A 25,806-nucleotide genomic window follows, 5' to 3' on the forward strand; every position below is an offset into this window, starting at 1 on the left:
TGGGATGTAGGAAACCGCGTCCGCCGCACGGCTAACGCCGGAAACGAAACCGCCCCCGCGCCAGTCGGCGCGGGGGCGGCAATTCGCAGGATGCGACTGAGACTTAGCGCGGCGCCATGCGGCCACCCCTCGCGATCAGCGAGGGGCCATCCGGATACCGCCGTCGAGACGCACGTCTTCGCCGTTGAAGTAGCCGGTCTCGATCATGGTCATGGCGAGCTTGGCATATTCCACCGGCATGCCGAGACGCTTGGGGAACGGCACGGATGCGGCGAGCGCATCGCGCACATTCTGCGGCGCGGCGGCGAGCAGCGGGGTGTCGAAGATGCCCGGCAGGATGGTGTTCACCCGGATGCCTTCGTTCATCAGGTCGCGCGCGATGGGGAGCGTCATGCCGATCACGCCCGCCTTCGAAGCCGAGTACGCCGCCTGACCGATCTGGCCATCTTCACCCGCCACCGAGGCGGTGTTGACGATCGCGCCGCGCTCACCGAATTCGTCGATCGGGTCGAGCGTCATCATGCCGGCCGCCGACTTGGCGATGCAGCGGAAGGTGCCGATCAGGTTGACCTGAATGACGAAATCGAAAGCCGAAATCGGGAAGTGCTTGATCGAGCCATCTTCCTTGCTGCGGCTGGCGGTCTTGATCGCGTTGCCGATCCCGGCGCAGTTGACGAGGATACGCTCCTGCCCGTGGGCAGCGCGGGCCTTGGCGAAACCGGCATCGACATCTTCATCGCTGGTCACGTTGACCTTGCAGAACACGCCGCCGATTTCGGCAGCGAGGGCCTCGCCCTTTTCCTCGTTCATGTCGAAGATCGCGACCTTGGCGCCCTTGGCGGCCAAAGCGCGCGCGGTGGCCGCGCCGAGGCCCGAAGCACCGCCAGTGACGACGGCGGGGGTGTTGGCTGAAACTTCCATCTTGATTCTCTCCTGATCCAATTTCCGTTCGGGCTGAGCTTGTCGAAGCCCTGCACTTTCTTCTGCCCCGTGTCCTCTAAAGGAGGACGGCCCTTCGACAAGCTCAGAGCGAACGGGTTTGAGTGATTGAGGTCAAAGCGCCTCGATAATCGTCACGTTGGCGACGCCGCCGCCTTCGCACATCGTTTGCAGGCCATACTTCTTGCCGTGGCGCTTCAGCGCGTGAACCAGCGTCGCCATCAGCTTGGTGCCCGAGGCACCGAGCGGGTGGCCCAGCGCAATCGCGCCGCCATGGACATTGAGCCGCTCGGGATCGGCGCCGGTGTGCTTGAGCCATGCGAGCGGCACCGAAGCGAAAGCTTCGTTGACTTCGAACAGATCAATATCGTCGATGGTCAGGCCCGCACGCTGCAAGGCGCGGTCGGTCGCGAACAGCGGCTCTTCGAGCATGATCACGGGATCGCCCGCAGTCACCGTCAGGTTGTGGATGCGCGCCAGCGGGGTGAGGCCGTGGGCCTTCAGCGCCGCTTCGGACACCACCAGCACCGCCGATGAGCCATCGCAAATCTGGCTCGACGAGGCCGCCGTGATCGCGCCATCGGGCGAGAGCAGCTTGACCCCGGCAATGCCTTCCAGCGTCGCATCGAAGCGGATGCCTTCATCAATGGTGTGCAACTGCGGACCTTCGGGGGTTTCCACTTCCACAGCGACAATCTCACGCTCGAAGGCCCCGGCCTTAGTCGCGGCAATCGCCTTTTCATGGCTCGAGAGGGCAAAACGATCGAGCTCGTCCTTGGTGAAGCCATGCTTCTTGACGATCATCTCCGCGCCCATGAACTGGCTGAAATTGATGCCGGGGAACTTTTCCTCAAGGCCCGCGGCCTTGGCATAGAGCCCTTCCTTCATGTGCAGCGTGACGTTGGAGCCCATCGGCACGCGGGTCATGCTTTCAACGCCGCTCGCGATTACCACATCCTGCGTCCCGCTCATCACGGCCTGCGCAGCGAACTGGATCGCCTGCTGCGAGGAGCCGCACTGGCGGTCGATGGTAACAGCCGGGGTCGACTGCGGCAGCAGCTTCGAGGCGAGCACGCCCATGCGCCCGACCTGCAAAGCCTGTTCACCAGCCTGCGACACACAGCCTGTCACCACATCGTCGATCGCCTTGGGATCAATGCCCGAGCGCTCGACAATCGCATCCAGCGACTTGGCCAACAGATCAACCGGATGAACCCCGGCCAGACGCCCGCCGCGGCGGCCACCAGCCGAGCGCACGGCTTCGACAATATAAGCTGTGGTCATGCTTCTCTCTCCTCCGGGTAATCAGTTGCTGATCGCCACTTGCTTCGCGCGGAGTCGCCTATGGGAGCCGCGCGCGGGAATCAAGCGGGTAAGATGCGCGCGCCGCGCAATCTTAGCGCGTGCGGCCCTGATCGCGATCAAGCAGCAATTGCCACAGGATCGCGGCCACCTCGCCATCGGGCACGCCGGTGATGCGTTCGGGCCGCCAGCGGCGTTCGAACGCCTCGACCGCCTTCACCTGATCGGTGATGTCATAGCCGAACCGCTCGAGAGCGAGAAAGAACGCCCCGTTATTGTGGAACGGATTGCCCGCCGCAAGGCATCCGGGACGCGGCAGGCACAGCCGGTAATCGGCGAGGCGATCCCACGGGAACAGCTCGCCCGGATCGATCTTGCGCATCGGCGCGACGCAGGAATGGCCAACCACATTGGCGCGGGGAATGTCATATTGCTTCACGATCCGCGCGAGCAGCGGGATCAGCGCATCGATCTGCGCATCGGCAAAGCCGCGATAGCCTCCGTTCTCGCTCGCATGGCCCGGATGGTCCAGCTCGATGCCGATACTCGCCGAATTCACATCCGGAATGCCGCGCCAGTAGGATGCACCCGCGTGCCATGCGCGGCGCTCTTCCGGCACCAGCCGAATCACGCCGCCTTCTTCGGTGATGCAATAATGCGCGCTGACCTTGGCCTCAGGATCGGTCATCCGATCAAGCGCCGCGCCGACCGGCTTCATCTCGGTGTAGTGCAGCACCACCATCGAGATCGGCAGGGTGCGGTCATCATGATTGGGCGAAAGGCGTTCCTCGTGAATCAATTCATCGCCGCCCATCGCCCTGCCTCCCTCAGCCAATCAGACCTTCAGGTTCGGGGAGCACCGCTCCCAGAACCAGCACGCCATCACCCAGCTTGTATTGCAACCCGCCGCCCAGTTCCTCGGCCACCAGCGCAATCATATGCGCTGCCGCAGTGCGGCTGGTGATTTCATGGGCCGCCAGATCGCCTTGCAGCGCGCGGCCGATCGTCTCGTCAAAGGCGATCCGATCGCCCTTGGCGCGCGCCACGATCTCGACCGCGCCCTCGCGCCGCTCGGCACCAATATCCAGCGTCCCGCCGCGCACCAGCGTATCCAGCGCGATCTGCGCGAGGTTGAGCAGCACCTTGATCGCGGGCTTGGGCAGGCTCGGATCGTTGATCGCCCAGTTGATCGTCACCCGCTTGTTATCGGCGGCGAGCGCATTGATGATCGTTTGCGCTTCGATGATTGGGATCGCCTCGCCAAAGCCACCCGCAGCGCCAAAGGCAAGACGGAAGAACTTGAGCTTGTCAGCGCTGATCCGCGCCGAATGTTCGAGCAGTTCGACACACTTGGCGCGCATGTCAGGGTCTTGCTCGTCGGCCAGCAATTCGAGCCCGTTGGCGAGCGCCCCTACCGGCGAGAGCATATCATGGCACAGCCGCGAACACAGCATCGCGGCAAGATCGGTTTGCGAAGTCATGCCCTGCGTCCTAGCTTTCGATTATGGTAAAGGAAAGAGCAGCAAAGCCTCCCGCGCCATCACGCCACAAGGCCACGGCATCGCCTGCAATGATCGCCCAGATAGCGCCATCACGCGCCGCTTGTGCCTGATCGGTCGCGGAAGGTGCAACAAGGCCCGAGGGATGCGCATGAAAATAGCCAAGCACCTGCGGCGCGCCCGGCGTCCGGGCGGCGCGGTGCGCATCGATCAGCGCCTGGGGATCGATCTCGAAATGCGTGCGCGGCGCAGGGTGGACATTGCGCGCCGCCACGGCAGCAGTGATGCGGTCCCCCTCTCCCAGCAATATCCCGCAAGCCTCTTGGGGATGCGCGGCAAAAGCGGCGGCACGCATCTGGACTAAAGCCTGAGCAGCAACCTCAATCCCCGTTTGCCCTGAGCTTGTCGAAGGGCCGCTTTTCCCCTTGGCGTGACGTGATACCGCATCCCAATCGCCCCGGATCAGTGCCAGCTTTTTCGCCCGCGACCAGCCCTTGATCTGCCGCTCGGCGGCGATCGCCTCATAACGGCTGGGAAATTCTTGCGACCATACCAGTACGACGGGCAGTTTATCGCTGGTAAAGCCTTTGTGTATTCCCGACTGATGTTGTGCCAACCGCCGCTCCAGATCATCGGTGTGACCTGTATAGAACTTGCCCCCTCGGCAATGCAGCATGTAGGCCCAGAACGCCATACGAAACGGCTAGGTGAAAGACGGCCCTTCGACAAGCTCAGGGCGAATGGAGAAAGAGGCCGGTGGTGACTCATCAAGATCGGGCTGTAGTGCTGGAGGGCACCATTGCTGCGCCCGCCCGCCTCGACAAGGCCTTGGCCGAGGCCACGGGTCTATCGCGCGCGCGCATCCAGGCGCTGATCGAGGAAGGGCGGGTCGAAGTCGCGGGCAAGCCGGCCAGCACCGCCTCGCTCAAAGTGGCGCAAGGCACGGCTTTCGCGATCTCTGTCCCGCCCGCTGCCGAGGCAATCGCTGCGCCCGAGGATATCCCGCTTGCGATCGCCTATGAGGACGCACACCTGATCGTGATCGAGAAGCCCGCGGGCATGGTCGTCCACCCTGCGGCGGGGAACCCGGCGGGCACGCTCGTCAATGCGCTGCTGCACCATTGTCAGGGCCAGCTTTCGGGGATTGGCGGGGTGGCGCGGCCTGGCATTGTCCACCGGATCGACAAGGACACTTCTGGCCTGCTGGTTGTCGCCAAAAGCGATGCCGCGCACGAAGGCCTCGCCAGACAATTTGCCGCCCACACCGTCCATCGCCGCTATCTGGCGGTGTGCGCCGGACACCCTGCACCGCCCGCCGGCACCATCAATGCCCGGCTCGGGCGCTCCGACAGCGACCGCAAGAAAATGTCTGTGCTGCCCAACAATTCCTCGCGCGGGAAACATGCCATCACGCATTATACGACGCTTGAGACACTGGATGGGTCGGCGCTGATCGAATGCCGGCTGGAGACCGGACGAACCCATCAGGTGCGCGTTCACTGTGCGTCAATCGGTCACCCGTTATTGGGCGATCCGCTTTATGGGCGAACCCCCAAGCCGCTGCGCCCCGTGCTGGAGCGACTCGGATTTGCCCGGCAAGCGCTTCACGCGGCGGAACTGGGCTTCATCCACCCCGTCACCGGCGAGGCGCTGCGGTTTGCCAGCCCCCTGCCCGAAGATATGCGGGAACTGATCGACGAACTTGGCAGTAGTTATCGATGAAATAAGCAGCACAGCACGAAAATTGCGTCTATATGCGATTCCAGTGGCCCAAGCCGCCGGATGCTCCTCAGAGGTCCTGCGCAGAGCGGTCGACTATAGAAAGGTCAGGTTACCCATGAACAAGCCCAAGACCCAGTCGCTCCCGGCGTTGAGCGGAGAGCAAAGCCTCAACCGCTATCTTGCGGAAATCCGCAAATACCCGGTGCTGACAGCCGAGCAGGAATATATGCTCGCCAAGCGTTATCAGGAACATGAAGACCCCGAAGCTGCCGCGCAGCTTGTGTCGAGCCACCTGCGGCTCGTCGCCAAGATCGCGATGGGCTATCGCGGCTATGGCTTGCCGCTCGCGGATCTCATTTCCGAAGGCAATGTCGGCCTGATGCAGGGCGTCAAGAAATTCGAACCCGATCGTGGCTTCCGCCTCGCGACCTACGCGATGTGGTGGATCAAGGCTTCGATGCAGGAATTCATCCTGCGCTCGTGGAGCTTGGTGAAGATGGGCACCACTTCGGCGCAGAAGAAGCTGTTCTTCAACCTGCGCCGCATGAAGAAGCAGCTCGAAGCCTACGAAGACAGCGATCTGTCAGCCGAGGATGTCGCCAAGATCGCGACCGATCTCGGCGTGCCCGAGCAAGAAGTCATCAACATGAACCGGCGCATGATGATGGGCGGCGATGCCTCGCTCAACGTCTCGATGCGCGCCGACGAAGATGGCGCGGGCCAATGGCAGGATTGGTTGGTGGATGATCGCCCGTTGCAGGACGAAACCGTCGCCGATGCCGAAGAATCGCAGATGCGCATGGAAATGCTCTCGCAGGCGATGGAAAGCCTCAACGAGCGGGAACGGCATATCCTCACCGAACGCCGGTTGACGGAAAAGCCGCAGACGCTCGAAGAATTGTCGCAGGCCTATGATGTCAGCCGCGAGCGTATTCGCCAGATCGAAGTGCGCGCCTTCGAAAAGCTGCAAAAGGCGATGCAGCGGATCGCGGGCGAAAGGCTGCTGCCCGGCGTCGCGTAACACGCGCTTCCAAGATTGAGCGGCGCGCCGCTCGAATACAAGCAAGCCCCCGCCGATCAGTTCGGCGGGGGTTTTGCTTTGTGGAGGTCTTACTTCGCCGGAGCGAGATCAAGCACCGCGGCGACCATCGCCCTAGTGCCAAGCACGATGCTCTCCCTCGGGGCGATCTGGAACAGCGGGGAGTGATGCCCGGCAATCGGCGGGCCGCCCGCCTTGGCCGCGGCGATGCGTTCCGGCGTCGTCCCGCCCACCGCGAAATAATAGCCCGGCACGCCGGTGTCGGCGGCGACGAAATAGGTGAAATCTTCCGCCCCCATGTTCTTCTGCTGGAAGGGCACCACCGCGTCAGCGCCCAGCTCGCGCTGCATCACCGCGTTGAGGCGGCGCGCCAGCGCGGGATCATTATTGGTGGTGGGCGTGCCTGACAGCCGCTTGACCTCGACCGGCAGATTATCCGGCAGGCCATGCGCCTTGCCGATATTGACCGCGATCCGCGAAATCGTCGCAATCACCTGCTCACGCGTCTCTTCGTCATTGGCGCGCACCGTCACCTGAAGCATCGCCTCGTCGGAGATGATGTTGTGCTTTGATCCGGCATGGAACGAGCCGACCGTGACCACCACCGGGGTGAGCGGCCCGATCTCGCGGCTGTCGATCGATTGCAGCGCGGTCACGATCTGCGAGGCGATGTAAACCGGATCGCGCCCGAGATGCGGCGCCGCGCCATGCGTGCCAATGCCGGGGACGCGGATATCGAGCGAATCCGAGGACGCATACTGGATGCCTTCCGAGGCCGAGACCTTGCCCGTCTCCAGCTCGGCGGCGACATGGAAAGCGAGCGCATAGTCCGGCTTGCCGAAGCGCTGGTAGAGCCCGTCCTCCATCATCGCCTTGGCCCCGCGCACGCCTTCTTCGGCGGGCTGGACGACAAACATCAGCGTGCCGCTCCACTTGTCCTTCATCGCCGCCAGCCGCCGCACGGTGCCCACCATCGAAGTGATGTGGGTGTCATGCCCGCAGGCATGCATCGTGGGATATTCCTTGCCGTCCTCGCCGATCTGCTTGGCCTTGGACGCGTAAGCGAGCCCGGTCTTCTCTTCGACCGGCAGCCCGTCCATATCGGCGCGCAGCAGGATCAGCGGGCCATCGCCGTTCTTGAGAATGCCGACCACGCCGGTCTTGCCGACGCCTGTCGTCACCTCCAGCCCGGCCGCGCGCAATTCAGCCGCCATCTTCGCGGCGGTGCGGTTTTCGAGGAAGCCCATCTCGGGGTTCTGGTGGAAATCGAGAAACAGCGGCGCAAGGTAGGTGTCATACTCCACCTCGATCGCCTTGCGGGTTGCGGCGTCCTCTGCCGCAACGGATTGCGCGGCAAGAGCAAGCGTCAGAACGCTGGCGGCGGCATGGAAAAAGCGCATCGGTGTATCATTCCCCCTGTTGTGCTCCATCGCTAGCCCACGCCTGATCCACCCGCAAGCGCGCGGGCGCATGCGCCCGATTGCGCCGGTTGTGGCGCTCGCCTACAGCGCAGGAATGATCCGCACCGCCGCCCGCATGCTTGCCAAGATTATCATCGGCTGGATCGCGATTACGGCGGTGCTGGTGGTGGGCTATCGCTTCGTGCCGGTGCCCGTCACCGCGACCATGCTGCTTGATGAAAACGGCATCACCAAGGATTGGGAGCCGCTCGACAATATCGATCGCAATCTTGTCGCCGCTGTGATCGCGGCCGAGGATTCGCGCTTCTGCGAGCATTCGGGCTTCGACACCGAAGCGATCGAGCAGGCGATGAAGGAAAACATGGAAGGCGGCCGTATCCGCGGCGGCTCCACCATCAGCCAGCAGACCGCCAAGAACGTGTTCCTGTGGCAGGGTGGCGGGTTCTTCCGCAAAGGCCTTGAGGCGTGGTTCACCTTCTGGATCGAGCTGGTGTGGGGCAAGCGGCGGATCATGGAAGTCTATCTCAATGTCGCGGAAACCGGGATCGGCACCTATGGCGCCGAGGCCGGGGCGCAGCGCTATTTCGGCAAGTCCGCCGCGCGGCTTTCCCCTGATGAGGCAAGCCGGATGGCGGCGGCCTTGCCCAGCCCCAAGAAGCGCTCGGTCAAGAACCCGCGCGGCTGGCTCGCCCGGCACGGCAACCGGATCGAACGGCGCATCGGGATCGTGAAGCGCGATGGGCTGGATGCCTGCGTCTATGACTAGGCCGGAACCGGCGCACCGGCCCATGCGTTCCGCGGACACCATGCCCGTCCCTTGTGACCTCCCCCGCCGCCGCGCATGATGCCGCAGCACGAGCGCCCCGCCGCCGCGGCCCCTGCGGCCTCGGCTGAAGCCCGAGAGGCGCTGCGCGCGGCGATGCTGCGGCTTGCCGAAGGCGACAAGGCCGCGCTCGAGGAAATCTACCGCGCCACGCGGGTGAAGCTATTTGGCATATGCCTGCGTATCTTGGGCGATCGGAAGGAAGCCGAGGACGCTTTGCAGGACGTGTACGTCAATCTCTGGCAGCGGGCTGACCGCTATGATCCCGCGCGGGCCAGCCCGATCGCGTGGCTGGCGGCGTTTGCGCGCAACCGCGCGATTGATCGGCTGCGCACGGGCAAGGTGCGGCAGGGCGCAGTGCCGGTCGATGAAGCGGCACCGCTGGCGGACGAAGCACCGCTCGCCGAAGCTTTGCTGATTGATCTTGAACGCAACGCACAAATCCACATCTGCCTGGGTGCGCTTGATGAGCGCACCCAGGGGCACATCCGCGCGGCCTTTTTCGAAGGCAAGACCTACGCCGAGCTGGCCGATCAGGCGGGCGTGCCGCTTGGCACCATGAAAAGCTGGATCCGGCGCGGGCTGATGCGGCTGCGCGCCTGTCTCGAAGCGAGCGAGCAGGCATGAGCAGCACCCCGCCCGACAGGGATGATGACGTGCGCCGCGACGATCCGCTGATCGCCGCGGAATGGTCGCTCGGCCTGCTTGAGGGCGAGGAACTGCTTGCCGCGCGCGGCAAGCATGCGGTCGATCCCGATTTCGCTTGGCGCAAGGAGTGGTGGGACAACTGGTTTGCCCCGCTGGCCGATGAAATCGCCCCGGCCGAGCCATCAACGGATTTGTGGGACCGGATCGCCACGGCGATTAACGCGCCTGCGCCCGTCCCGGCCGAAGTGATTGCGCTGCGCGCAGGGGTCAAGCGCTGGCGGATCATCGCGGCGCTGACCTCGGCGGCGGCAGCCGTGGTCCTGATGGTCGGTGTCCTGGGGCCGACACCAACGCCGCAGCCGCAACCGCAGGCCCCGGCGCTGGCTGCTGCGCCGCTCGTTGCCACCGTGCCGATTGGCGAGACCGGCCTGCGCCTCGATGTCACCTATATCCCCGCCTCGCGCCAGATGCTGGTGAGCGCGGCAGGGCTGACCGCCGATGGCGTGCATGATCACGAATTGTGGCTGGTGCCCAAGGATGGCGGCGCCTTGCAATCGCTCGGCGTGATCGCGCCGGGTGAAGTCAACAGCATGGCGCTTCCGGACGAGGTCACGCGCAATCTCGCGAGCGGGGCGCAGCTCCTGCTCACCCGCGAACCGCTGGGCGGCAAGCCGGCCGAGGCGCAGGCAGGGCCGGTGGTGGCGCGCGGCGCCTTCGCCCCCGTCTAGGTTTGGCGCGCGGCGAGCAATTCGTCGTGCACCAGCGGCAACTCGCCCGCTTTACACCGCTGCCGTGCATCCTTAACGCTGCTGGCGCGTAACTACCACACAGGGCGACAATGACGCTTTGTTATCCAAGGAGAATTCCATGTCCGCTACCCCCCGTCTGACATTCAAGGCCGCTGCCCTCGCAGTTCTCGCCGCCGCCACCCCGCTCGCCAGCGCCCCGGCGCTCGCCGACAACCACGCCAGCCATGCCGCGGCCAAGGGCAACATCGTGGAAACCGCGCAGAGCACCGGCATGCACAACACGCTGGTCGCCGCGGTGCAGGCTGCCGGCATCGCCGAAATGCTCGCCGCTCCCGGCCCGTTCACCATCTTTGCACCGACCGACGCGGCTTTCGGCAAGCTGCCAGCTGGCACGGTGGAAACGCTCGTCAAGCCCGAGAACAAGCAGATGCTGATCGGCATTCTCGCCTATCACGCCGTCGCGGGTGAAGTGAGCAGCACCGATCTCGTCAAGCTGATCAAGGACAATGGCGGCAAGGCCACTGTCAACACCGTCATGGGCGGCACGCTGACCGCCGAGATCGTCAACGGCAAGGTCGTGATCACCGATGCCAAGGGCGGCAAGTCGACCGTGACCATGGCCGACGTGAAGACCACCAACGGCGTGATCCACGTGACCGACGGGGTGTTCCTCCCGGCCTAAACCCGCATTGGGCTAGCGCAGCTCTAGCCATTCCCCACCTCCCACGGTTGGGGCTGCGCCTCTTGAACCCCGTCCGGCTCCTCCTCCACGGGCCGGGCGGGGTTTTTGCTGTGGGGGGCAGGCACACCAAGTGCCAAAGCCCACGCGCTTCGCAGGCCGGGCCGTTTGCTTCCGTGACAGCATGAAGTGGCCTCCCCATTGCTTGGCAACGGGGAGGAAACCGGCCGTCAGGCCAAGCCGCTTCGCTTAGGCTGCCGCTTCCTTCTGCTCTTTCGAGCCGTGAACGCGGATCGGGTCCTTCTTGCCAGCGACCACATCGGCGTCGATCACGATTTCGGTGACGCCTTCCATGTCGGGAAGATCGAACATCGTGTCGAGCAGCAGGCCTTCGACAATCGAACGCAGGCCGCGCGCGCCGGTCTTGCGCTTGATCGCGCGCTCGGCAATCGCCTGAAGCGCATCGTCGGTGAAGGTGAGTTCGACATCTTCCAGTTCGAACAGCTTGCGATACTGCTTCACCAGCGCGTTCTTCGGCTCCTTAAGGATCGTCACCAGCGCATCGACATCGAGATCGTGCAAGGTGGCGATCACCGGCAGGCGGCCGACGAATTCGGGGATCAGGCCGAACTTGAGCAGATCTTCCGGCTCGCTCTTTTCGAGCAGCTCGCCGACGCGCCGCTTGTCGGGATCGGCGACATGCGCGCCAAAGCCGATCGAACGCTTCTGCAAGCGATCAGCAATGATCTTGTCGAGCCCGGCAAAAGCCCCGCCGCAGATGAACAGGATGTTGGTGGTGTCGACCTGCAAGAATTCCTGCTGCGGATGCTTGCGCCCGCCCTGCGGCGGCACGCTAGCCGTGGTGCCTTCCATCAGCTTGAGCAGCGCCTGCTGCACGCCTTCGCCCGAAACGTCGCGGGTGATCGAGGGGTTTTCGGCCTTGCGGGTGATCTTGTCGATTTCGTCGATATAGACGATCCCGTGCTGGGCCTTTTCGACATTGTAGTCCGAGGCCTGGAGCAGCTTGAGAATGATATTCTCGACGTCTTCGCCGACATAGCCCGCTTCGGTCAGCGTGGTCGCATCGGCCATGGTGAAGGGCACATCGAAGGTGCGCGCCAGCGTTTGCGCCAGCAGCGTCTTGCCCGAGCCCGTCGGCCCGACGAGCAGGATGTTCGACTTGGCGAGTTCGACATCGCCTGCCTTGCCGCTGTGCTTCAATCGCTTGTAGTGGTTGTGCACCGCGACCGAGAGCACGCGCTTGGCGCGGTCCTGCCCGATGACGTAATCATTGAGCGTCGTGAAAATATCCATCGGGGTCGGAATTTCGCCTTCCTTGCGGCCGGCAATTCCTGCCTTGGTCTCTTCACGGATGATGTCGTTGCACAGCTCGACGCATTCATCGCAGATGAACACCGTGGGGCCTGCGATAAGCTTGCGCACCTCGTGCTGCGACTTCCCGCAGAAGCTGCAATAGAGGGTACTCTTGCTGTCAGAACCGCTCAATTTGGTCATTCCTGTGTCCTCGAATCCGCATGGACAAGCCGGGCTTCGTCTTGCGCGGATTCGTCAAGTGTATCTTCAGCGCCGGATGAATCAACCAACGGCGCGCTTTTTCCTGTCCACTGCGCCCTGACAAAAGAAGGGGGTGAGCCGGAGATCCGGCCCTTTTCCTTGCCCGTGTCCCGCAGTGACGCAGCTTTGGAGTCGCTTATTCCGGAGCGCCGCCCGAGCCGTCAGCCGAGGCCTCCTCGTTTTCGGGACGGCTTTCGAAAACCTTGTCGATCAGCCCGAAGGCCTTGGCTTCTTCGGCTTCGAGGAAGGTGTCGCGGTCCATCGCGCGTTCGATCTCTTCGAGCTTCTGGCCAGTGAACTTGACGTAGAGATCATTCATCCGCGAACGGATGCGCAGGATCTCGCGCGCCTGAATCTCGATGTCGGATGCCATCCCGCGTGCCCCGCCCGAAGGCTGGTGGATCATGATCCGGGCATTCGGGAGCGCGATGCGCATCCCCGGCTCGCCCGCTGCGAGCAGGAAGCTGCCCATGCTGGCGGCCTGCCCGATGCACACCGTCGACACGCGCGGCTTGATATACTGCATGGTGTCGTAGATCGCGAGGCCCGCTGTCACCACCCCGCCGGGCGAGTTGATGTACATGCTGATCGGCTTCGAAGGGTTTTCGCTTTCGAGGAACAGCAGCTGCGCCACGATCAGCGAGGCCATGCCATCTTCGACCTGCCCGGTCACAAACACGATGCGTTCGCGCAGCAGGCGCGAGAAGATGTCGAAGCTGCGCTCACCCCGGCTGGTCTGCTCGACCACCACGGGCACCAGTGCGCCGGTTACCGGATCACGGGTAAACTGGCCTTGGGTTCCGTAGGTCTCGCCGAGATTGCCGAACAGATCGATCATGGGGCTGTGCATCCTTTGTGTTTTCGCATCCCGCTATGTCGGAGCCGGGTAGGCAATTTCAAGTGCGTTTACCGCGTCGGCTGTGAATTGTGGGTGACGGATAGGCCGGGTGGGTGTTTTCCCGCTTGCATGGCACAGGCAGCGTGGCACACCTTGGCGCCCATGACCCATCACAGCCTTGCGCGCGCCGCGCTCGCCGCCCTTCTTGCCACCACCGCATCAGCCGCGCTCGCGCAGACGGCCGCGCCGGCAAGCCCCGATGCAGCCGCTGCCACCCACATCGAGCGGATCCGCACGCTGGATGATGCCGGGCCGCAGCTCAATGCCGTGATCGTCTATGATGCCGCTGCGGCCGCCAAGGCGAAAGCGGCCAAGGGCGCGCTGCAAGGGCGCACGGTGCTGGTGAAGGACAATGTCGAGACCGCCGAATGGCCGACGACCGCCGGCAGCCTCGCGCTCAAGGACAATGCGACAGGCCGCGATGCGCCGCTGGTCGCCAATCTGCGGCGCGCAGGCGGCGTGGTGCTTGGCAAGACCAACCTTTCCGAATGGGCCAACATCCGTTCAAGCGATTCGACCAGCGGGTGGAGCGCGGTCGGCGGATTGACCAAGAACCCCCACGCGATTGATCGCAATGCCTGCGGCTCGTCCTCGGGCAGCGGCGCGGCTATTGCCGCAGGGCTGGCCTGGGCGGCGATCGGCACCGAGACCAATGGCTCGATCACTTGCCCTGCCAGCGTCAACGGGATTGTCGGCTTCAAGCCGAGCGTCGGCATAGTCAGCCGCACGCATGTCGTGCCGATTTCGAGCACGCAGGATACCGCCGGGCCGATGACGACAAGCGTCCATGATGCGGCCCTGTTGCTCAATGCCATCGCCGGGCAAGACCCTGCCGATCCCATTACGCTCGAGGCCAAGCGCGTCGCGGATTACACCGCCGGGCTGGCCACCGCCTCGCTTCAGGGCGTGCGGATTGGCGTGCTGCGCAAGGCAGTGGGGGAACGGGCCGATATCGCCGCCCTGTTCGAAACCGCGCTGGCCGATCTGACCCGCGCGGGCGCGGTGCTGGTTGACCTCGATTACGAAACCCCGCCCACCTTCTGGCGCAGCACCTTGCCGGTACTGATGTATGAATTGCGGGAGGAGATGGACAAATACCTCTCGACCCGCCCGGTTGCCGATGGGCCGCGCAGCCTTGCTGATGTGGTGGCGTTCAACAAGGCCCAGCCACGCGATGAGCTGCGCTGGTTCGGGCAAGACCTGCTCGAACAGGCGCTCACCACCACCGACGCGGCCGCCTATCAGGAAAACCTCGCCACCATCCGTCGCATGACCCGCGCGGAAGGGATCGACAAGCTGCTGGCCGATAACCAGGTCGCCTTCCTGATCGCCCCGACGATGGGCCCGGCGTGGAGCACGGATCTGGTGCTCGGCGACAATTTCTCCGGGCGAACGGGCGCGGGCTATCTCGCAGCGATTGCGGGCTATCCGCATCTCACCGTGCCGATGGGCGCGGTGGAAGGCTTGCCCATCGGCCTCAGCATCATGGGCGGCCAATGGCAGGATCACGAGGTTCTGAAGGCGGGTGCCGCCTACGAAAAAGCGCGGACAGCCAAGCTGCCCACGCCTTCGTTCGAGCGGTGGAAACCTGCGGGGGAGTGATTATCGCCAACGCGGATAGCATTCCGGGGCGCGCCCCCTGATTAATTGTGGCATGTCTCGTGACGGCAGCAATTCCGCTGTCAGATCAACGAGGTAGCAAGCATGTCACTGGTTGAAATGTGCGTGTTGCTTGGATTGATGATCGCTTTCGCCACCCTCATTTTAAAGGTGGTCGAGGTGTCACGATCAAAGTAGCTGTCAGTCACGGTTCGGGGAGCTGGTTGCAGCCGGCTCCTCGGGCTTCTGAAACAATTGACCCCCAGCCGTTGCAGCGGCCGGGGGTCGATCAACAGGTACAACCTGTCACTGGTACGGTAAGACTATACGCAACGTCCGGAAAACGCAAGCATTCGTCCCTCGAGACGCTGATTGCGCCTTCGCCTTACTTCTTCGCAGCCGCCTTCTTGGCCGGAGCCTTCTTGGCCGCCGGCTTGTCAGCGCTCGCTTCGGCCTTCTTCGCCGGAGCCTTCTCGGCCTTGCCCGAAGCAGGCTTCTTGGCAGGCTTGGCTTCCGCATCGTCAGCAGCCGTTTCGGCCTTCTTGGCCGGGGCTTTCTTCTTGGCCGGAGCCTTCTTCGCAGCGGGCGCAGCTTCGGCGGTTTCGTCGGCTTCGATGGCAGCCTGCAGCTCTTCCACCGTCACTTCACGCTCAGTGATGTCGGCCTTGTCGAACAGGAAGTCGACGACCTTGTCCTCATAGAGCGGGGCGCGCAGTTGGGCAGCAACCATCGGCTCGGACTGGACATATTCGATGAACCGCTGGCGATCTTCCGGACGGTATTGCGCAGCCGCCTGCTGCACCAGCATGCCCATTTCCTGCGACGTCACTTCGACGCCATTGGCCTGGCCGATTTCCGACAGCAACAGGCCCAGACGCACGCGGCGCTCGGCGATGGTGCGGTATTCGTCCTTCTCGTCCTCGATCTGCTTGAGCGCAGCGGCAGGATCAGCATCCTGCGCCGCTTCCTGCTGGAGCTGGGTCCAGATCTGCTGGAATTCGGCTTCAACCATGCTCGGCGGCACTTCGAAGCTGTGACCGGCAGCCAGCTGATCGAGCAGTTGGCGCTTCATCTGGGTGCGGGTGAGGCCTGCGGTCTGCTGCTCGAGCTGCGCCTTCATGATCTCCTTGAGCTTATCAAGGCTATCGAGGCCGAGGTTCTTGGCGAAATCTTCGTCGATCACGGTCTCGGTCTCGGTCTTCACGGCCTTCACCGTGACATCAAAGGTCGCTTCCTTGCCGGCGAGGTGATCGGCCTGATAATCCGCCGGGAAGGTGACGGTGATGGTCTTTTCCTGACCGGTCTTCACGCCCACCAGCTGATCTTCAAAGCCGGGGATGAACATGTTCGAGCCGAGCACCAGCGCGGTGTCTTCCGCGGCGCCACCTTCGAACGGCTCACCATCCAGCTTGCCGACGAAATCAATGATCAACTGATCGCCTTCGGCGGCCTTCTTGGTCTTGGGCGCGTCCTTGTAGCTCTTGTTGTTGCCAGCAATCCCGGCGAGCGCTTCGTCGATTTGCGCGTCGGTGACCGGCACCACGAGGCGCTCGATCTTGAGGCCATCGGTGCTCGGCGCTTCGATCACGGGCAGCACTTCGAGGCTGATCGTCAGCTCGGCATCCTTGCCCTGCTCGTAACCGGCGCCGAGTTCGACTTGCGGCTGCATGGCCGGACGCAGCTGTTCATCACGGATCAGCTTGTCGAGCGAATCGCGAATCGCATCATTGACCACCTGGGCGTGGACGCTTTCCCCATGCATCTTCTTGAGCAGGTTGACCGGCACCTTGCCCGGCCGGAAGCCCGGCATCCGCACTTGCGGCGCGATCTTCTTCAGCTCGGCATCGACACGCGCGGTGATGTCACCCGCCGAAATCGTTACGGCGTAGCTGCGCTTCAAACCTTCATTGACAGTCTGCTTGGTTTGCATGGGATTGGGCAAAGCCTTCTTGAAGTGAAATCCGAATAAGCCAGGCGGCGCGGGATCAGGCGAAGTTGGTGCGGGCGAAGGGACTCGAACCCCCACATCTTGCGATACCAGAACCTAAATCTGGCGCGTCTACCAATTTCGCCACGCCCGCATTGCCCGAACGAAGCCGCGCGGGAAGCAAGGCCCCCCGCGCGTTCTTGCGTGCGCCTCTATCCCGCTTGGATCAAAAGGGCAAGCGCAACACGCTTGAAGGCAGGCCAAAGGCGGATTAGAGGCCCGCATCATGACCGACAGCACCGCAACCGACCTGCCGCCCGATCACCTTTCGGTGAACCCGGCGAGCCCCTATTTCAACGCCGAACTGCTCCAGCGCGGGATCGGCATCCGCTTCAAGGGCAAGCAACGCACCGATGTCGAGGAATATTCGATCTCGGAAGGCTGGGTGCGGGTGCAGGCGGGCAAGACCGTGGATCGCCGCGGCCAGCCGCTGCTGATCAAGCTGACCGGCGAGGTCGAAGCGTGGTTTGAAGACCTTGGCGAGGATGCTCCGGTCGCTCGCAAGGAGTAGCCCGAGGTTTCGCTAACGCGAACCGCGGTGCGCGCGGTCTGAGCCGCAACAAACTTGCCAAACCGCCTGTTTGCGCCCACTTGGGCCGCAATCATGAGCGTTCCCAGCAAACCGCAAGTCATCATCATCGGTCGGCCCAATGTCGGCAAGTCCACGCTGTTCAACCGGCTGGTGGGCAAGAAACTCGCGCTGGTCGATGATCAGCCGGGGGTGACGCGTGATCGCCGCATGGGCGATGCGGTGATCGCCGGGCTGCACTTCACGATTGTCGATACTGCCGGGTGGGAGGATGAAGACCCTTACACCCTGCCCGGCCGGATGCGCGCCCAGACCGAGGCGAGCCTTGAAGGTGCTGATGCCGCGCTGTTCGTGATTGACGCGCGTGCCGGGCTCACCCCGCTCGATGAAGAAATCGCCCGCTATCTGCGCGAACAATCCGTGCCGGTGGTGCTCGTCGCCAACAAGGCCGAAGGCGCGGCTGGCGAAGGCGGCGTGCTCGAAGCCTATGCGCTCGGGCTGGGTGATCCGATCGCGCTTTCCGCCGAACATGGCGAAGGCATTGCCGATCTGTTCGGCGCGCTGTGGCCGATCATCGGCGCACAGGCCGAAGCCTTTGAGGAAGCTCAGGAAGCTGCCAATGCGGCCTTTGATGACGACGAGGAGCGCCCGCGCGGCCCCTTGAAACTCGCGATTGTCGGGCGACCGAATGCGGGCAAATCGACGCTGATCAACCGGCTGCTTGGCGAGGATCGCCTGCTGACAGGCCCCGAAGCGGGCATCACCCGCGATTCGATTGCGGTCGACTGGCAGTGGACCGATCCGAAAACCGGCGACGTGCGCGAAATCCGCCTGATCGACACCGCCGGGATGCGCAAGAAGCGCAATGTTACCGAGAAGCTGGAAAAGCTTTCGGTCGCCGATGCGCGCCGCGCGGTCGATTTTGCCGAGGTGGTGGTGCTGCTGCTGGATGCCACCCAGGGCCTTGAGCACCAGGATCTCAAGATCGCCAGCCTCGTGCTCGAAGAAGGCCGCGCGCTAATGGTGGCGATCAACAAATGGGATGTCGCCGAGGACGCGAGCAAGCTGTTCAATGGCATCCGCGCCGCGCTTGACGATGGGCTGGCGCAGGTGCGCGGCCTGCCGCTGCTCGCGGTCAGCGCCAAGACCGGCAAGGGGCTGGATCAGATGCTCGGCGCGGCCTTTGAACTGCGCGAGACATGGTCACGCCGCGTGCCCACCGCTGCGCTGAATCGCTGGTTCGATGATGCGCTCGATGCCAATCCGCCGCCTGCGCCCGGCGGCAAGCGGATCAAGCTGCGCTACATCACGCAGGTCGGCACCCGCCCGCCGCGCTTTGTGATTTTCGGCACGCGGCTTGATGCCCTGCCCAAAAGCTACGAACGCTATCTGATCAACGGCATCCGCGCAAAGCTCGGTTTTGATGCCGTGCCCGTGCGCGTGACCTTCCGCCAGCCGAAGAACCCCTTTTCGAAGGAGAGCTGATGCTGCTGCTCGATCTGCTTTCGGCGGGGGCAAACCCGCTGCTGGCGCTGGAAATCCTGGAGCGCACGGCCTCGACCCCGCGGGTGCAGCAGGTGGTGCAGCTCAGCCTTGCGCCAGCCTTCCTGCTTTCCGGGATCGGGGCGATCATGAATGTGATCATGAGCCGGATGATCTGGATCGCCCAGCGCGTCGACAAGATCGAGGACAAGCTCGAAGACGAACGCACGCCCAAGCAGATGCGCGAACATGGCTGGCTGATGCGGCGCCGCAAGCTGGCGCAGGGCGCGATCCTGTTTTCAACCGCAGCGGCGGTGATGATCAGCCTGGTAATCGGCCTGCTGTTCATCTCGGCCTATATCACCGCGCAGATCGGCACGCTGATTGCCATGCTGTGGGTGCTGACCATGGCGCTGTTGGTGACGGGGCTCGGTTTCTTCCTGATGGAAACGCGGCTGGCGGCGCGCGGCGCAGACGAGATTGACTCCTTCTAGGCGGCGCACCGGATAGCAAAAGGGCGGCGCATCGCTGCACCGCCCTTTCACATGATCACGGATCTTTCAGCTTCAGCCTTCGCCGGCAGGCGCGCTCTGCAACTGGACGTAGTTGGGAAGGCCCATCAGCTTGATCATCTCGAACTGCTTTTCAAGAAAATCGACATGCTCTTCCTCGTTCTTGAGGATGCTTTCGAAAATCTGGCCTGAAGTAAAGTCTTTGACTTCCTGACAATAGGCCGAAGCTTCCTTGAGCAGCGGGATGGCTTCGTGTTCCAGCGCGAGATCGGCCTTGAGGATTTCCTCGACCGTTTCGCCCACTTTCAGCCGGTGGATCGCCTGGAAGTTCGGGAGCGCTTCGAGAAACAGGATGCGTTCGGCCAGTTGATCGGCGTGCTGCATTTCCTCGATCGATTCGTGGCGCTCATACTCGGCGAGCTTCTTAAGGCCCCAATTGTCGAGCACGCGATAATGCAGCCAATATTGGTTGATCGCGGTCAGCTCGTTGGTGAGCGCCTGATTGAGATAGTCAACGACTTTGGGATCGCCCTTCATGGGACACGCTCCTTGCGGTAAATCAAAGTGCCTCGCGGCTTGGCGCTCTAGATAGCGCCTGCCGGGCTGTATTCGCAAGGGGTATTAGGAAGTTTTTCTTTGTGAATCAGGCATTTGCGATCTGTTCGCAATCGCGCTGTCAGCAATTTATACTGCTAATACTTCGCAGGATTGAGCGGCGCGCTGCTCTTCAATAATTTCCTGCGCGTCTTCAAGGCACTGACCGCAATTCGGACGCTTGCCGAGCGCGGCATAGGTCGCTTCCGCGTCGCCCTTGCAACGCATGGCGGCATGGCGGAAGTCAGTCTCGCGGATTGCGTTGCAGATGCAGATATACATGGCCGCCGAATCACTCCTGCGAAGCGTTTGCAGGAGCAATATATGCGAGTTATTCGCAATAACAAGAGGTGTTTTGAAGCCCGCACGCCCTCCGGTGCCAGATGGCGTGCGCCTTGCCTGATCGGGAATGCTGCGCGCGGCCGCTATTTCCGCAAGGCAAACACCCGCCGATAGGTCAGGCAGCGCCACAGCCATTCGAGCGGACCATAGCGGAAGCGATCCAGCCACGGTTTGGACCACGCCAGCATCAGCACACAGGCCAGCACCACCACGATATAGAGCTGCGGGCGGTTCAGCTCGCCGAACAGGCCCAGCCCCCAGCCGTGGAATACCACCATCATCACCACCGAGGTGCCGAGATAATTGGAAAACGCTGCGCGGCCGGCGGCGCGCACCCGATCGCCCAACCACCCCGTGGCCAACGGCGCATAGATCACCAGCAGCGCCGCCATGCCCAACACCATCGCCAGGCGCGGCAGCGGCGTCCAGGCGACAAAGCCCGCGAGCGTTCCATAGTAAGAAAACCCGCTCGCCTTCACCACCAGCCCGAGCGCGAGATGCATCAGCGCGCCGCCGATCAGCCCCAGCCACCCCCATAGGCGCATGGCCCGCGGATCGAATCCGCCGCTGAAAAAGCCCATGCGATAGAGCGCCATGCCAATCAGCATCAGCGGCAGGGTCTCGAACCCGAACAGCATGGCATTTGTGATTGGCTCATACCATTGCTCGGAGATGCGGTGCGCCACCAACGTGCCGTAATCGCCCGCGGCAATCGCCGCATTGGGCACATCGCCGTGTGCCAGCGTCTCGTCGATGGCCTTGACCATCTCTTCGCGGGTTTCAGCCATCGCCGGATCATCGCCAAGGCTGGTGTCGACCATCAGATAGGGCATCGAGAGGCTGACCGCATACAGCACCGCGCCGAGCAGATAGCCGGTCAGCCCGACGGCAAATTGCCGCTTTACCGACCAGGTGATGCATGCAAGCGCAATCAGCCCGAACAGCCCGTAGTAGAACAGGATGTCACCCGCCCAGATGAAGAAGAAGTGCACCATCCCGAACAGCATGAGCAGGATCAGGCGCCACGCCTGAAGCTTGCGGGTCGCCCCGCTTGCCCAGGCCCGCTCCATGAAGAGATACATGCCTGCGCCAAACAGCAGGGTGAACAGCCCGCGCATCTTGCCATCGATCAGCACGAATTGCGCGATCCACAGCCACCCGCCCGGATCGCCCGGCTCGGTCAGGAAGGCAGCCGGATACATATAGGCATCGAATGGCTGGCCGAAGGCGACAATATTGGCCGCCAGAATCCCCATCACAGCAAGGCCACGAATGAAATCGAGTGTGGCGATCCGTTCGCCCGGCGCGACCGGAGCGATCGCTTCGCCCGCGCGCCATTCATCAGCAGTCTTTTCCACTCACCCACATCCCCTGTTGGAAAGCGCCCTAGCCTAGCAGCTTGATGCCGCAAGGATAGTGGCAATTCAACATCTTGATCGAAGCGGTTTGTCGTCCGGTCGAACGCAACCTTGCCCATTCAGCTTGCTATGGCTCGACCACCAGACAGGCCTGCCCTTCCTGCAAGAGCGCGTCGCAAGCCGCTTGCGCCGCCGCCGCGCTGGCAAAGCCCACGGCATGCAGGCGGGTCAGCCGCTTGCCGGGCACAAGGGCTTTGCCGGTGCCTGCCAAAGCGGGGCGATCGGCCAGCGTCCGCCAGAGCTTTTCGGCATTGGCCACCACGGCGAAGGCACCCAGTTGCACCCGCCAGCGCCCCGCGATTGCCTCATCCGGGACAGGGCCGACAAAGCGGCCTTCGTCGGCCGCGCCATCGGATGGTTCAGGAGCATTGAGCGCAATCACGTCGCCCTCCTCCGCAGAAGCCGCGAGCCGCGCCGCAAGCCGCGTGGCCTGCTCGCGCTGTGACTTCGGGATATGCTTGTCCATCTCGACGAGCGGCGCGGCCGCCTGCGGCAACCCCGCCTGATGTGCCAGCGTCATCAGCGCGTAGGCGCGCACCCAATCGCGGGTCACGAAGTCCCCGTTGTAATGGGCGAGCGCCACCAGATATTGCGCAGGCGGATCACCGCGATCAGCGGCGGCCATCAGCAGCGGCATGGCCTGCTTCTTCTGCCCTTCATGGAACAGGATCAGCCCGTAATGATCCGAGGCATCCCGATGCCCCTTGGCGCTGGCTGCGGCGTAATAGGCGCGCGCCTTGGCGCCGTCTGCCGCAACCCCGCGCCCGAGCCGATAGGCCTGCGCGAGATGGAACAGAGCGTCGGCATCACCCGCCGCCGCCGGCGCTTCCCATGCGGCGACCGCGCGCGCATAATCCCCCGCCTCCCAGGCTTCGATCCCGGTCGGGACATCGGCCCGAGCCGGGCCCACAACGAGCCCCAGCGCGCTTACCGCCGCAGCGGCGCGCAGGCACAAAAACAACCGGCCACGGCCACACGCCGCACTATCTTTCCGGATCTGCTCGCAAAGTCCCATCCGCGCCAACTCATCACGCCTTATCAATCAGTTACAAGCCATGCGCTGCATGCCAAGCAACCCACGGGAACGCCAGCAAAACTTTCGAAAAACCCTTCAAGGCGAGGATGTTAACCTTAAATTAGGGGTATCCTGCGATCCCATGCTCAATTCGCCGCAATCCAGCGGCTTACTTGATTGAAAGAGCAGGGGGACCCAGGCGTTGCGTGTACTCGCTTTGGCATCGCAAAAAGGTGGATCGGGCAAAACGACCCTGTCCGGGCATCTCGCCGTTCAGGCCCAGCGCGCTGGCGCTGGCCCGGTCGTGCTGATCGATATCGACCCTCAGGGCTCGCTGGCCGACTGGTGGAACGAGCGCGAGGCGGAATATCCTGCCTTTGCCCAGACCACGGTGGCGCGACTCGCCAATGATTTGCAGATCCTGCGGCAACAAGGCTTCAAACTGGCGGTCATCGACACCCCGCCTGCGATCACCATGGCGATCCAGTCGGTGATTTCGGTGGCAGAGCTGATCGTGGTGCCGACTCGCCCCAGCCCGCACGATCTGCGCGCCGTGGGCGCAACGGTTGATCTGTGCGAGCGCGCGGGCAAGCCGCTGGTCTTTGTCGTCAACGCCGCGACCCCCAAGGCCAAGATCACCTCGGAAGCAGCGGTTGCGCTGTCGCAGCACGGCACGGTTGCTCCGATCACACTGCATCACCGCACCGATTTCGCGGCCTCGATGATCGACGGGCGCACCGTCATGGAAATCGATCCCGAAGGCCGCAGCGCGGCCGAGATCACGGCGCTGTGGCGCTATGTCTCCGACCGGCTGGAGAAGAACTTCCGCCGCACCGTCTTCGCGCCCGCCCCGGCAGGTCAGCCCATGATGGGCGGTGTACCCCGCCCGGCTGGTGGCTTTGGCCGCCGAGTGGCCCAGTAGCAGGGTGATGCAAGCGATGTCCGACAGCGGATACGCCTCGCTCGGCCCCTCCTTGTTGGCGCGCAAGGGCGGAGCCAAGCCCGCCATGCGCCCCCAGCTTCCGGTGCTGGGCCAACTTTCCGATGCGCCCGCGCTTGCCGAGGAACAGCTCGAGGATCTCGGCTGGAACGACATGGGCGAGGATGATGATGACACCGCGCAGGTGGTCGTATCGATCGATCCCGACACCCCGTTCAACGCCGCCGCGGCTGCCGCCAGCCCGATCGTGCGGCGCCAGCAGCGCCGCCTTGAAGAGCGTCTGCTCGCCGATGCGGTGATGACCGGGCCGGAAGATTCCGAATCGGCCTCGGCTGAACTCGACGACGAGGACGAAGCCGGTTGGGCCGAAGACGAAACGGCCTACGCACCGCTTCATGATGACGCGCCCAAGCTGGCACCTGCGCCTGTTGTGCCCTTCGCGGCGCGACCGGCGCGCAAGCCTGCTGCGCCGGCCATCAGCCGTCGTGCCGCCTTTACCCTGCGGCTTGATCCGGAACGCCACCTCAAGCTGCGCCTCGCCGCCACGATGCGCGGGGTCAGCGCGCAGGCGCTGGTGACCGTCGCACTCGACGCCATGCTTGCCGAGTACGAAGAACTCGACACCATCGCAGCTCATTTGCAGCGCCACTGAGCCAAAGCCTACGCCGCTCGATTAACGAGGAAAGACACCATGGATCGCACATCGAATAGCCAGAACGCGCAACGCAGCCTTGGCAAGCGGGTAGCGCCGATGCTCGCGCTGGTGGCTCCTGCGGCGCTCGCCGGCGCGGCCCTTGCAACCTATGAAGTGGCAGCGGCGGCCCCGCAGCAGGATGGCCCTGCGCAGATTGCCAAGGCCGAAGCCGCGCTCAAGAACGGGCAGGCGAGCAAGGCCATTCCCCACGCCGAAGCAGCGGTGGCGGCCGATCCGCTCAACGCGCAATACCGCGCCTTGCTCGGCGCTGCCTATATGGGCGCAGGCCGCTTCATGGCGGCGGCCACCAGTTTTGAAGATGCGCTTGATCTTGGCAACGACGATGCGCGCACGGTGCTGAGCTATGCCCTCGCCAAGATCGCCGTGGGCGATTCGCGGGTGGCGATTGCCACGCTTGATGACGCGCGCGACCGCTTGAGCGCTGCCGATTATGGCCTCGCACTGGCGCTCGCGGGTGATGCCCAGCGCGGCGTGCAGATGCTGATCCAGGCCGTGCGTTTCGAGGAAGAGGTCACCCCCAAGTTGCGCCAGAACCTTGCCTATGCCTATGCGCTGTCGGGCAATTGGCGCGCGGCGCGGGTGATGGCGGCAGAAGACGTGCCTGCTGGCCAGATTGATGATCGCATGGTCGAATGGGCGGCGACCGCCGGGGCCGATCAGACCCAGCAGCGCGTCGCCAGCCTGCTCAAGGTCAAGCCGTCCTATGACATGGGTCAGCCGGCCCACCTCGCGCTTGCCAACTTCCGCAGCAATGCCGCGTTCGCAGCGGCGGAGCCGGGCATTAGTGATCAGCCCGAAGCCCCGCGCCAAAGCGAGGCGCTCGCCTTCGGCATGGCTGATACCGCACCCGTCCCGCAGCCGATCGAGCGGATTGATCCGACCCCGTCACAGGCGCCGGTCGCAGCCCCTGCTGCGCGCAGCAATGCGGTGCGGTTTGTTTCGAACCCGGTGGTGCAAGCCTTGCCGCGCGCGGGCAGCCGCCCTGCCCCGGCACCGCAGCGCCGCATGGCCGCCACCACCGTCGCCAGTGCCGAACCGGCACCGCGCGCCGCCGCGAGCGAGACGTCGCAGGACAGCCATCTGGTGCAGCTCGGCAGCTACAGCAGCCGGGTCGAGGCCGAACGCGGCTGGGCCGTGCTCAAGTCGCGCTTCCCGCAGCTTGCCGCGCATGATGTTGTGATCACCGAAGCCGTGGTGAACGGGCGCACCTTCTTCCGCGTCGCTGCCGCTGGTTTCGGCGCGCAGAGCGCCAAGAGCCTGTGCGGCACGGTGAAGTCCGCAGGGCGCGGCTGCTTCACTTACGCCGCGTCGAGCCCGCCGGCGGGTGCCGTCGACAAGGGCGTGCGGCTGGCCGCGCGCGCACGCTGAACCGATTCCTG

General features: G+C 63.8%; 26 protein-coding genes and 1 tRNA gene. 13 read left to right on the forward strand and 14 right to left on the reverse strand.

From position 1 onward, the window contains the following. Nucleotides 1-135: 135 nt before the first annotated feature. The 5 genes from SOQ14_RS01250 to SOQ14_RS01270 all read right to left on the reverse strand — a co-directional run bounded on the left by SOQ14_RS01250 (nt 136) and on the right by SOQ14_RS01270 (nt 4,434). Nucleotides 136-921 (reverse strand): SDR family NAD(P)-dependent oxidoreductase, encoded by a 786-nt coding sequence (locus tag SOQ14_RS01250; protein ID WP_322896071.1) that lies wholly within the window; start codon nt 919-921, stop codon nt 136-138. Nucleotides 922-1,053: 132 nt separating this feature from the next. Further along, complete coding sequence (locus SOQ14_RS01255) at nt 1,054-2,223, reverse strand: acetyl-CoA C-acetyltransferase (RefSeq protein ID WP_322896073.1); 1,170 nt, start codon at nt 2,221-2,223, stop codon at nt 1,054-1,056. Nucleotides 2,224-2,335: 112 nt separating this feature from the next. Continuing rightward, a complete protein-coding gene (locus SOQ14_RS01260) occupies nt 2,336-3,055 on the reverse strand; it encodes an N-acetylmuramoyl-L-alanine amidase (RefSeq protein ID WP_322896075.1) in 720 nt (239 codons plus the stop codon). Nucleotides 3,056-3,068: 13 nt separating this feature from the next. After that, nucleotides 3,069-3,722: a histidine phosphotransferase family protein gene (locus tag SOQ14_RS01265; protein WP_322896077.1), complete on the reverse strand. Its 654-nt coding sequence runs from the start codon at nt 3,720-3,722 to the stop codon at nt 3,069-3,071. A gap of 10 nt (nt 3,723-3,732) precedes the next feature. After that, nucleotides 3,733-4,434: a Mov34/MPN/PAD-1 family protein gene (locus SOQ14_RS01270; RefSeq protein ID WP_322896080.1), complete on the reverse strand. Its 702-nt coding sequence runs from the start codon at nt 4,432-4,434 to the stop codon at nt 3,733-3,735. A gap of 65 nt (nt 4,435-4,499) precedes the next feature. Between SOQ14_RS01270 and SOQ14_RS01275 the strand changes: the two genes are divergently transcribed. Both SOQ14_RS01275 and rpoH read left to right on the forward strand, forming a co-directional pair. Then, the gene (locus tag SOQ14_RS01275; protein WP_322896082.1) at nt 4,500-5,462 is read left to right on the forward strand and encodes an RluA family pseudouridine synthase; all 963 of its coding nucleotides are present in this window, start codon (nt 4,500-4,502) and stop codon (nt 5,460-5,462) included. 115 nt (nt 5,463-5,577) lie between these two features. Next, on the forward strand, nt 5,578-6,483 hold the full coding sequence (gene rpoH, locus SOQ14_RS01280) for an RNA polymerase sigma factor RpoH (RefSeq protein ID WP_322896084.1): 906 nt from the start codon (nt 5,578-5,580) through the stop codon (nt 6,481-6,483). An 89-nt stretch (nt 6,484-6,572) separates the two neighbouring features. Here the strand turns inward: rpoH and SOQ14_RS01285 are convergent, their stop codons facing one another. Further along, complete coding sequence (locus SOQ14_RS01285; protein WP_322896086.1) at nt 6,573-7,901, reverse strand: amidohydrolase; 1,329 nt, start codon at nt 7,899-7,901, stop codon at nt 6,573-6,575. Nucleotides 7,902-8,037: 136 nt separating this feature from the next. Here SOQ14_RS01285 and mtgA point away from each other — a divergent pair, with 136 nt between their 5' ends. From mtgA to SOQ14_RS01305, 4 genes are all read left to right on the forward strand, one after another. Beyond that, complete coding sequence (gene mtgA / locus SOQ14_RS01290; RefSeq protein ID WP_416232712.1) at nt 8,038-8,688, forward strand: monofunctional biosynthetic peptidoglycan transglycosylase; 651 nt, start codon at nt 8,038-8,040, stop codon at nt 8,686-8,688. A 75-nt stretch (nt 8,689-8,763) separates the two neighbouring features. Next, complete coding sequence (locus SOQ14_RS01295) at nt 8,764-9,372, forward strand: sigma-70 family RNA polymerase sigma factor (RefSeq protein ID WP_322896088.1); 609 nt, start codon at nt 8,764-8,766, stop codon at nt 9,370-9,372. Beyond that, nucleotides 9,369-10,121 carry an anti-sigma factor gene (locus SOQ14_RS01300; protein ID WP_322896090.1) on the forward strand — a complete coding sequence of 251 codons (753 nt, stop codon included), beginning with the start codon at nt 9,369-9,371 and terminating at the stop codon, nt 10,119-10,121. Before SOQ14_RS01295 ends, SOQ14_RS01300 begins: the two co-directional genes overlap by 4 nt. A gap of 139 nt (nt 10,122-10,260) precedes the next feature. Further along, nucleotides 10,261-10,824 carry a fasciclin domain-containing protein gene (locus SOQ14_RS01305; RefSeq protein ID WP_322896092.1) on the forward strand — a complete coding sequence of 188 codons (564 nt, stop codon included), beginning with the start codon at nt 10,261-10,263 and terminating at the stop codon, nt 10,822-10,824. A 246-nt stretch (nt 10,825-11,070) separates the two neighbouring features. Here the strand turns inward: SOQ14_RS01305 and clpX are convergent, their stop codons facing one another. Together clpX and clpP are read right to left on the reverse strand one after the other, a co-directional pair. Next, a complete protein-coding gene (clpX, locus tag SOQ14_RS01310) occupies nt 11,071-12,336 on the reverse strand; it encodes an ATP-dependent Clp protease ATP-binding subunit ClpX (protein WP_322896094.1) in 1,266 nt (421 codons plus the stop codon). Nucleotides 12,337-12,532: 196 nt separating this feature from the next. Then, complete coding sequence (gene clpP / locus SOQ14_RS01315; protein WP_322896096.1) at nt 12,533-13,234, reverse strand: ATP-dependent Clp endopeptidase proteolytic subunit ClpP; 702 nt, start codon at nt 13,232-13,234, stop codon at nt 12,533-12,535. A gap of 162 nt (nt 13,235-13,396) precedes the next feature. Between clpP and SOQ14_RS01320 the strand changes: the two genes are divergently transcribed. Further along, nucleotides 13,397-14,896, forward strand: coding sequence for an amidase (locus SOQ14_RS01320; protein WP_322896098.1), 1,500 nt, complete (start codon nt 13,397-13,399; stop codon nt 14,894-14,896). A 382-nt stretch (nt 14,897-15,278) separates the two neighbouring features. Here the strand turns inward: SOQ14_RS01320 and tig are convergent, their stop codons facing one another. Further along, complete coding sequence (gene tig, locus SOQ14_RS01325; protein WP_322896100.1) at nt 15,279-16,823, reverse strand: trigger factor; 1,545 nt, start codon at nt 16,821-16,823, stop codon at nt 15,279-15,281. Between the two features lie 66 nt (nt 16,824-16,889). After that, nucleotides 16,890-16,974: transfer RNA gene (locus tag SOQ14_RS01330), tRNA-Leu, on the reverse strand. A 132-nt stretch (nt 16,975-17,106) separates the two neighbouring features. On the opposite strand from SOQ14_RS01330, the gene SOQ14_RS01335 reads away from it, so the two are divergent. The 3 genes from SOQ14_RS01335 (at nt 17,107) to SOQ14_RS01345 (ending at nt 19,385) form a co-directional block, all read left to right on the forward strand. Further along, the gene (locus SOQ14_RS01335) at nt 17,107-17,391 is read left to right on the forward strand and encodes a DUF3297 family protein (RefSeq protein ID WP_322896102.1); all 285 of its coding nucleotides are present in this window, start codon (nt 17,107-17,109) and stop codon (nt 17,389-17,391) included. A gap of 93 nt (nt 17,392-17,484) precedes the next feature. Next, nucleotides 17,485-18,894, forward strand: a complete 1,410-nt coding sequence (gene der, locus SOQ14_RS01340) for a ribosome biogenesis GTPase Der (protein ID WP_322896104.1) — start codon at nt 17,485-17,487, stop codon at nt 18,892-18,894. Beyond that, nucleotides 18,894-19,385, forward strand: coding sequence for a DUF2721 domain-containing protein (locus SOQ14_RS01345; protein ID WP_322896106.1), 492 nt, complete (start codon nt 18,894-18,896; stop codon nt 19,383-19,385). The genes der and SOQ14_RS01345 overlap by 1 nt, the downstream gene beginning before the upstream one ends. A 72-nt stretch (nt 19,386-19,457) precedes the next feature. Here the strand turns inward: SOQ14_RS01345 and bfr are convergent, their stop codons facing one another. The 4 genes from bfr to SOQ14_RS01365 form a co-directional block, all read right to left on the reverse strand. Further along, nucleotides 19,458-19,940: a bacterioferritin gene (gene bfr, locus SOQ14_RS01350; RefSeq protein WP_322896108.1), complete on the reverse strand. Its 483-nt coding sequence runs from the start codon at nt 19,938-19,940 to the stop codon at nt 19,458-19,460. Nucleotides 19,941-20,087: 147 nt separating this feature from the next. Next, complete coding sequence (locus SOQ14_RS14440; protein WP_416232713.1) at nt 20,088-20,474, reverse strand: (2Fe-2S)-binding protein; 387 nt, start codon at nt 20,472-20,474, stop codon at nt 20,088-20,090. Beyond that, the gene (locus SOQ14_RS01360; RefSeq protein ID WP_322896112.1) at nt 20,423-21,697 is read right to left on the reverse strand and encodes a DUF418 domain-containing protein; all 1,275 of its coding nucleotides are present in this window, start codon (nt 21,695-21,697) and stop codon (nt 20,423-20,425) included. Before SOQ14_RS01360 ends, SOQ14_RS14440 begins: the two co-directional genes overlap by 52 nt. A 127-nt stretch (nt 21,698-21,824) precedes the next feature. Then, complete coding sequence (locus SOQ14_RS01365) at nt 21,825-22,667, reverse strand: SPOR domain-containing protein (RefSeq protein WP_322896114.1); 843 nt, start codon at nt 22,665-22,667, stop codon at nt 21,825-21,827. A gap of 307 nt (nt 22,668-22,974) precedes the next feature. Here SOQ14_RS01365 and SOQ14_RS01370 point away from each other — a divergent pair, with 307 nt between their 5' ends. Genes SOQ14_RS01370 through SOQ14_RS01380 form a run of 3 tightly spaced genes read left to right on the forward strand, consistent with a single transcriptional unit; the run spans nt 22,975 to nt 25,795 of the window. Then, complete coding sequence (locus tag SOQ14_RS01370; protein ID WP_322896116.1) at nt 22,975-23,694, forward strand: AAA family ATPase; 720 nt, start codon at nt 22,975-22,977, stop codon at nt 23,692-23,694. 16 nt (nt 23,695-23,710) lie between these two features. Then, entirely contained in the window at nt 23,711-24,364 is a 654-nt protein-coding gene (locus SOQ14_RS01375; protein ID WP_322896118.1) for a type II toxin-antitoxin system HicB family antitoxin, read from the forward strand. Nucleotides 24,365-24,403: 39 nt separating this feature from the next. Beyond that, nucleotides 24,404-25,795, forward strand: a complete 1,392-nt coding sequence (locus tag SOQ14_RS01380) for an SPOR domain-containing protein (RefSeq protein ID WP_322896119.1) — start codon at nt 24,404-24,406, stop codon at nt 25,793-25,795. The last annotated feature ends 11 nt before the right edge of the window (nt 25,796-25,806 follow it).

Origin of the sequence: Erythrobacter epiphyticus, assembly GCF_034653295.1 — a bacterium.
Taxonomy (GTDB): domain Bacteria; phylum Pseudomonadota; class Alphaproteobacteria; order Sphingomonadales; family Sphingomonadaceae; genus Erythrobacter.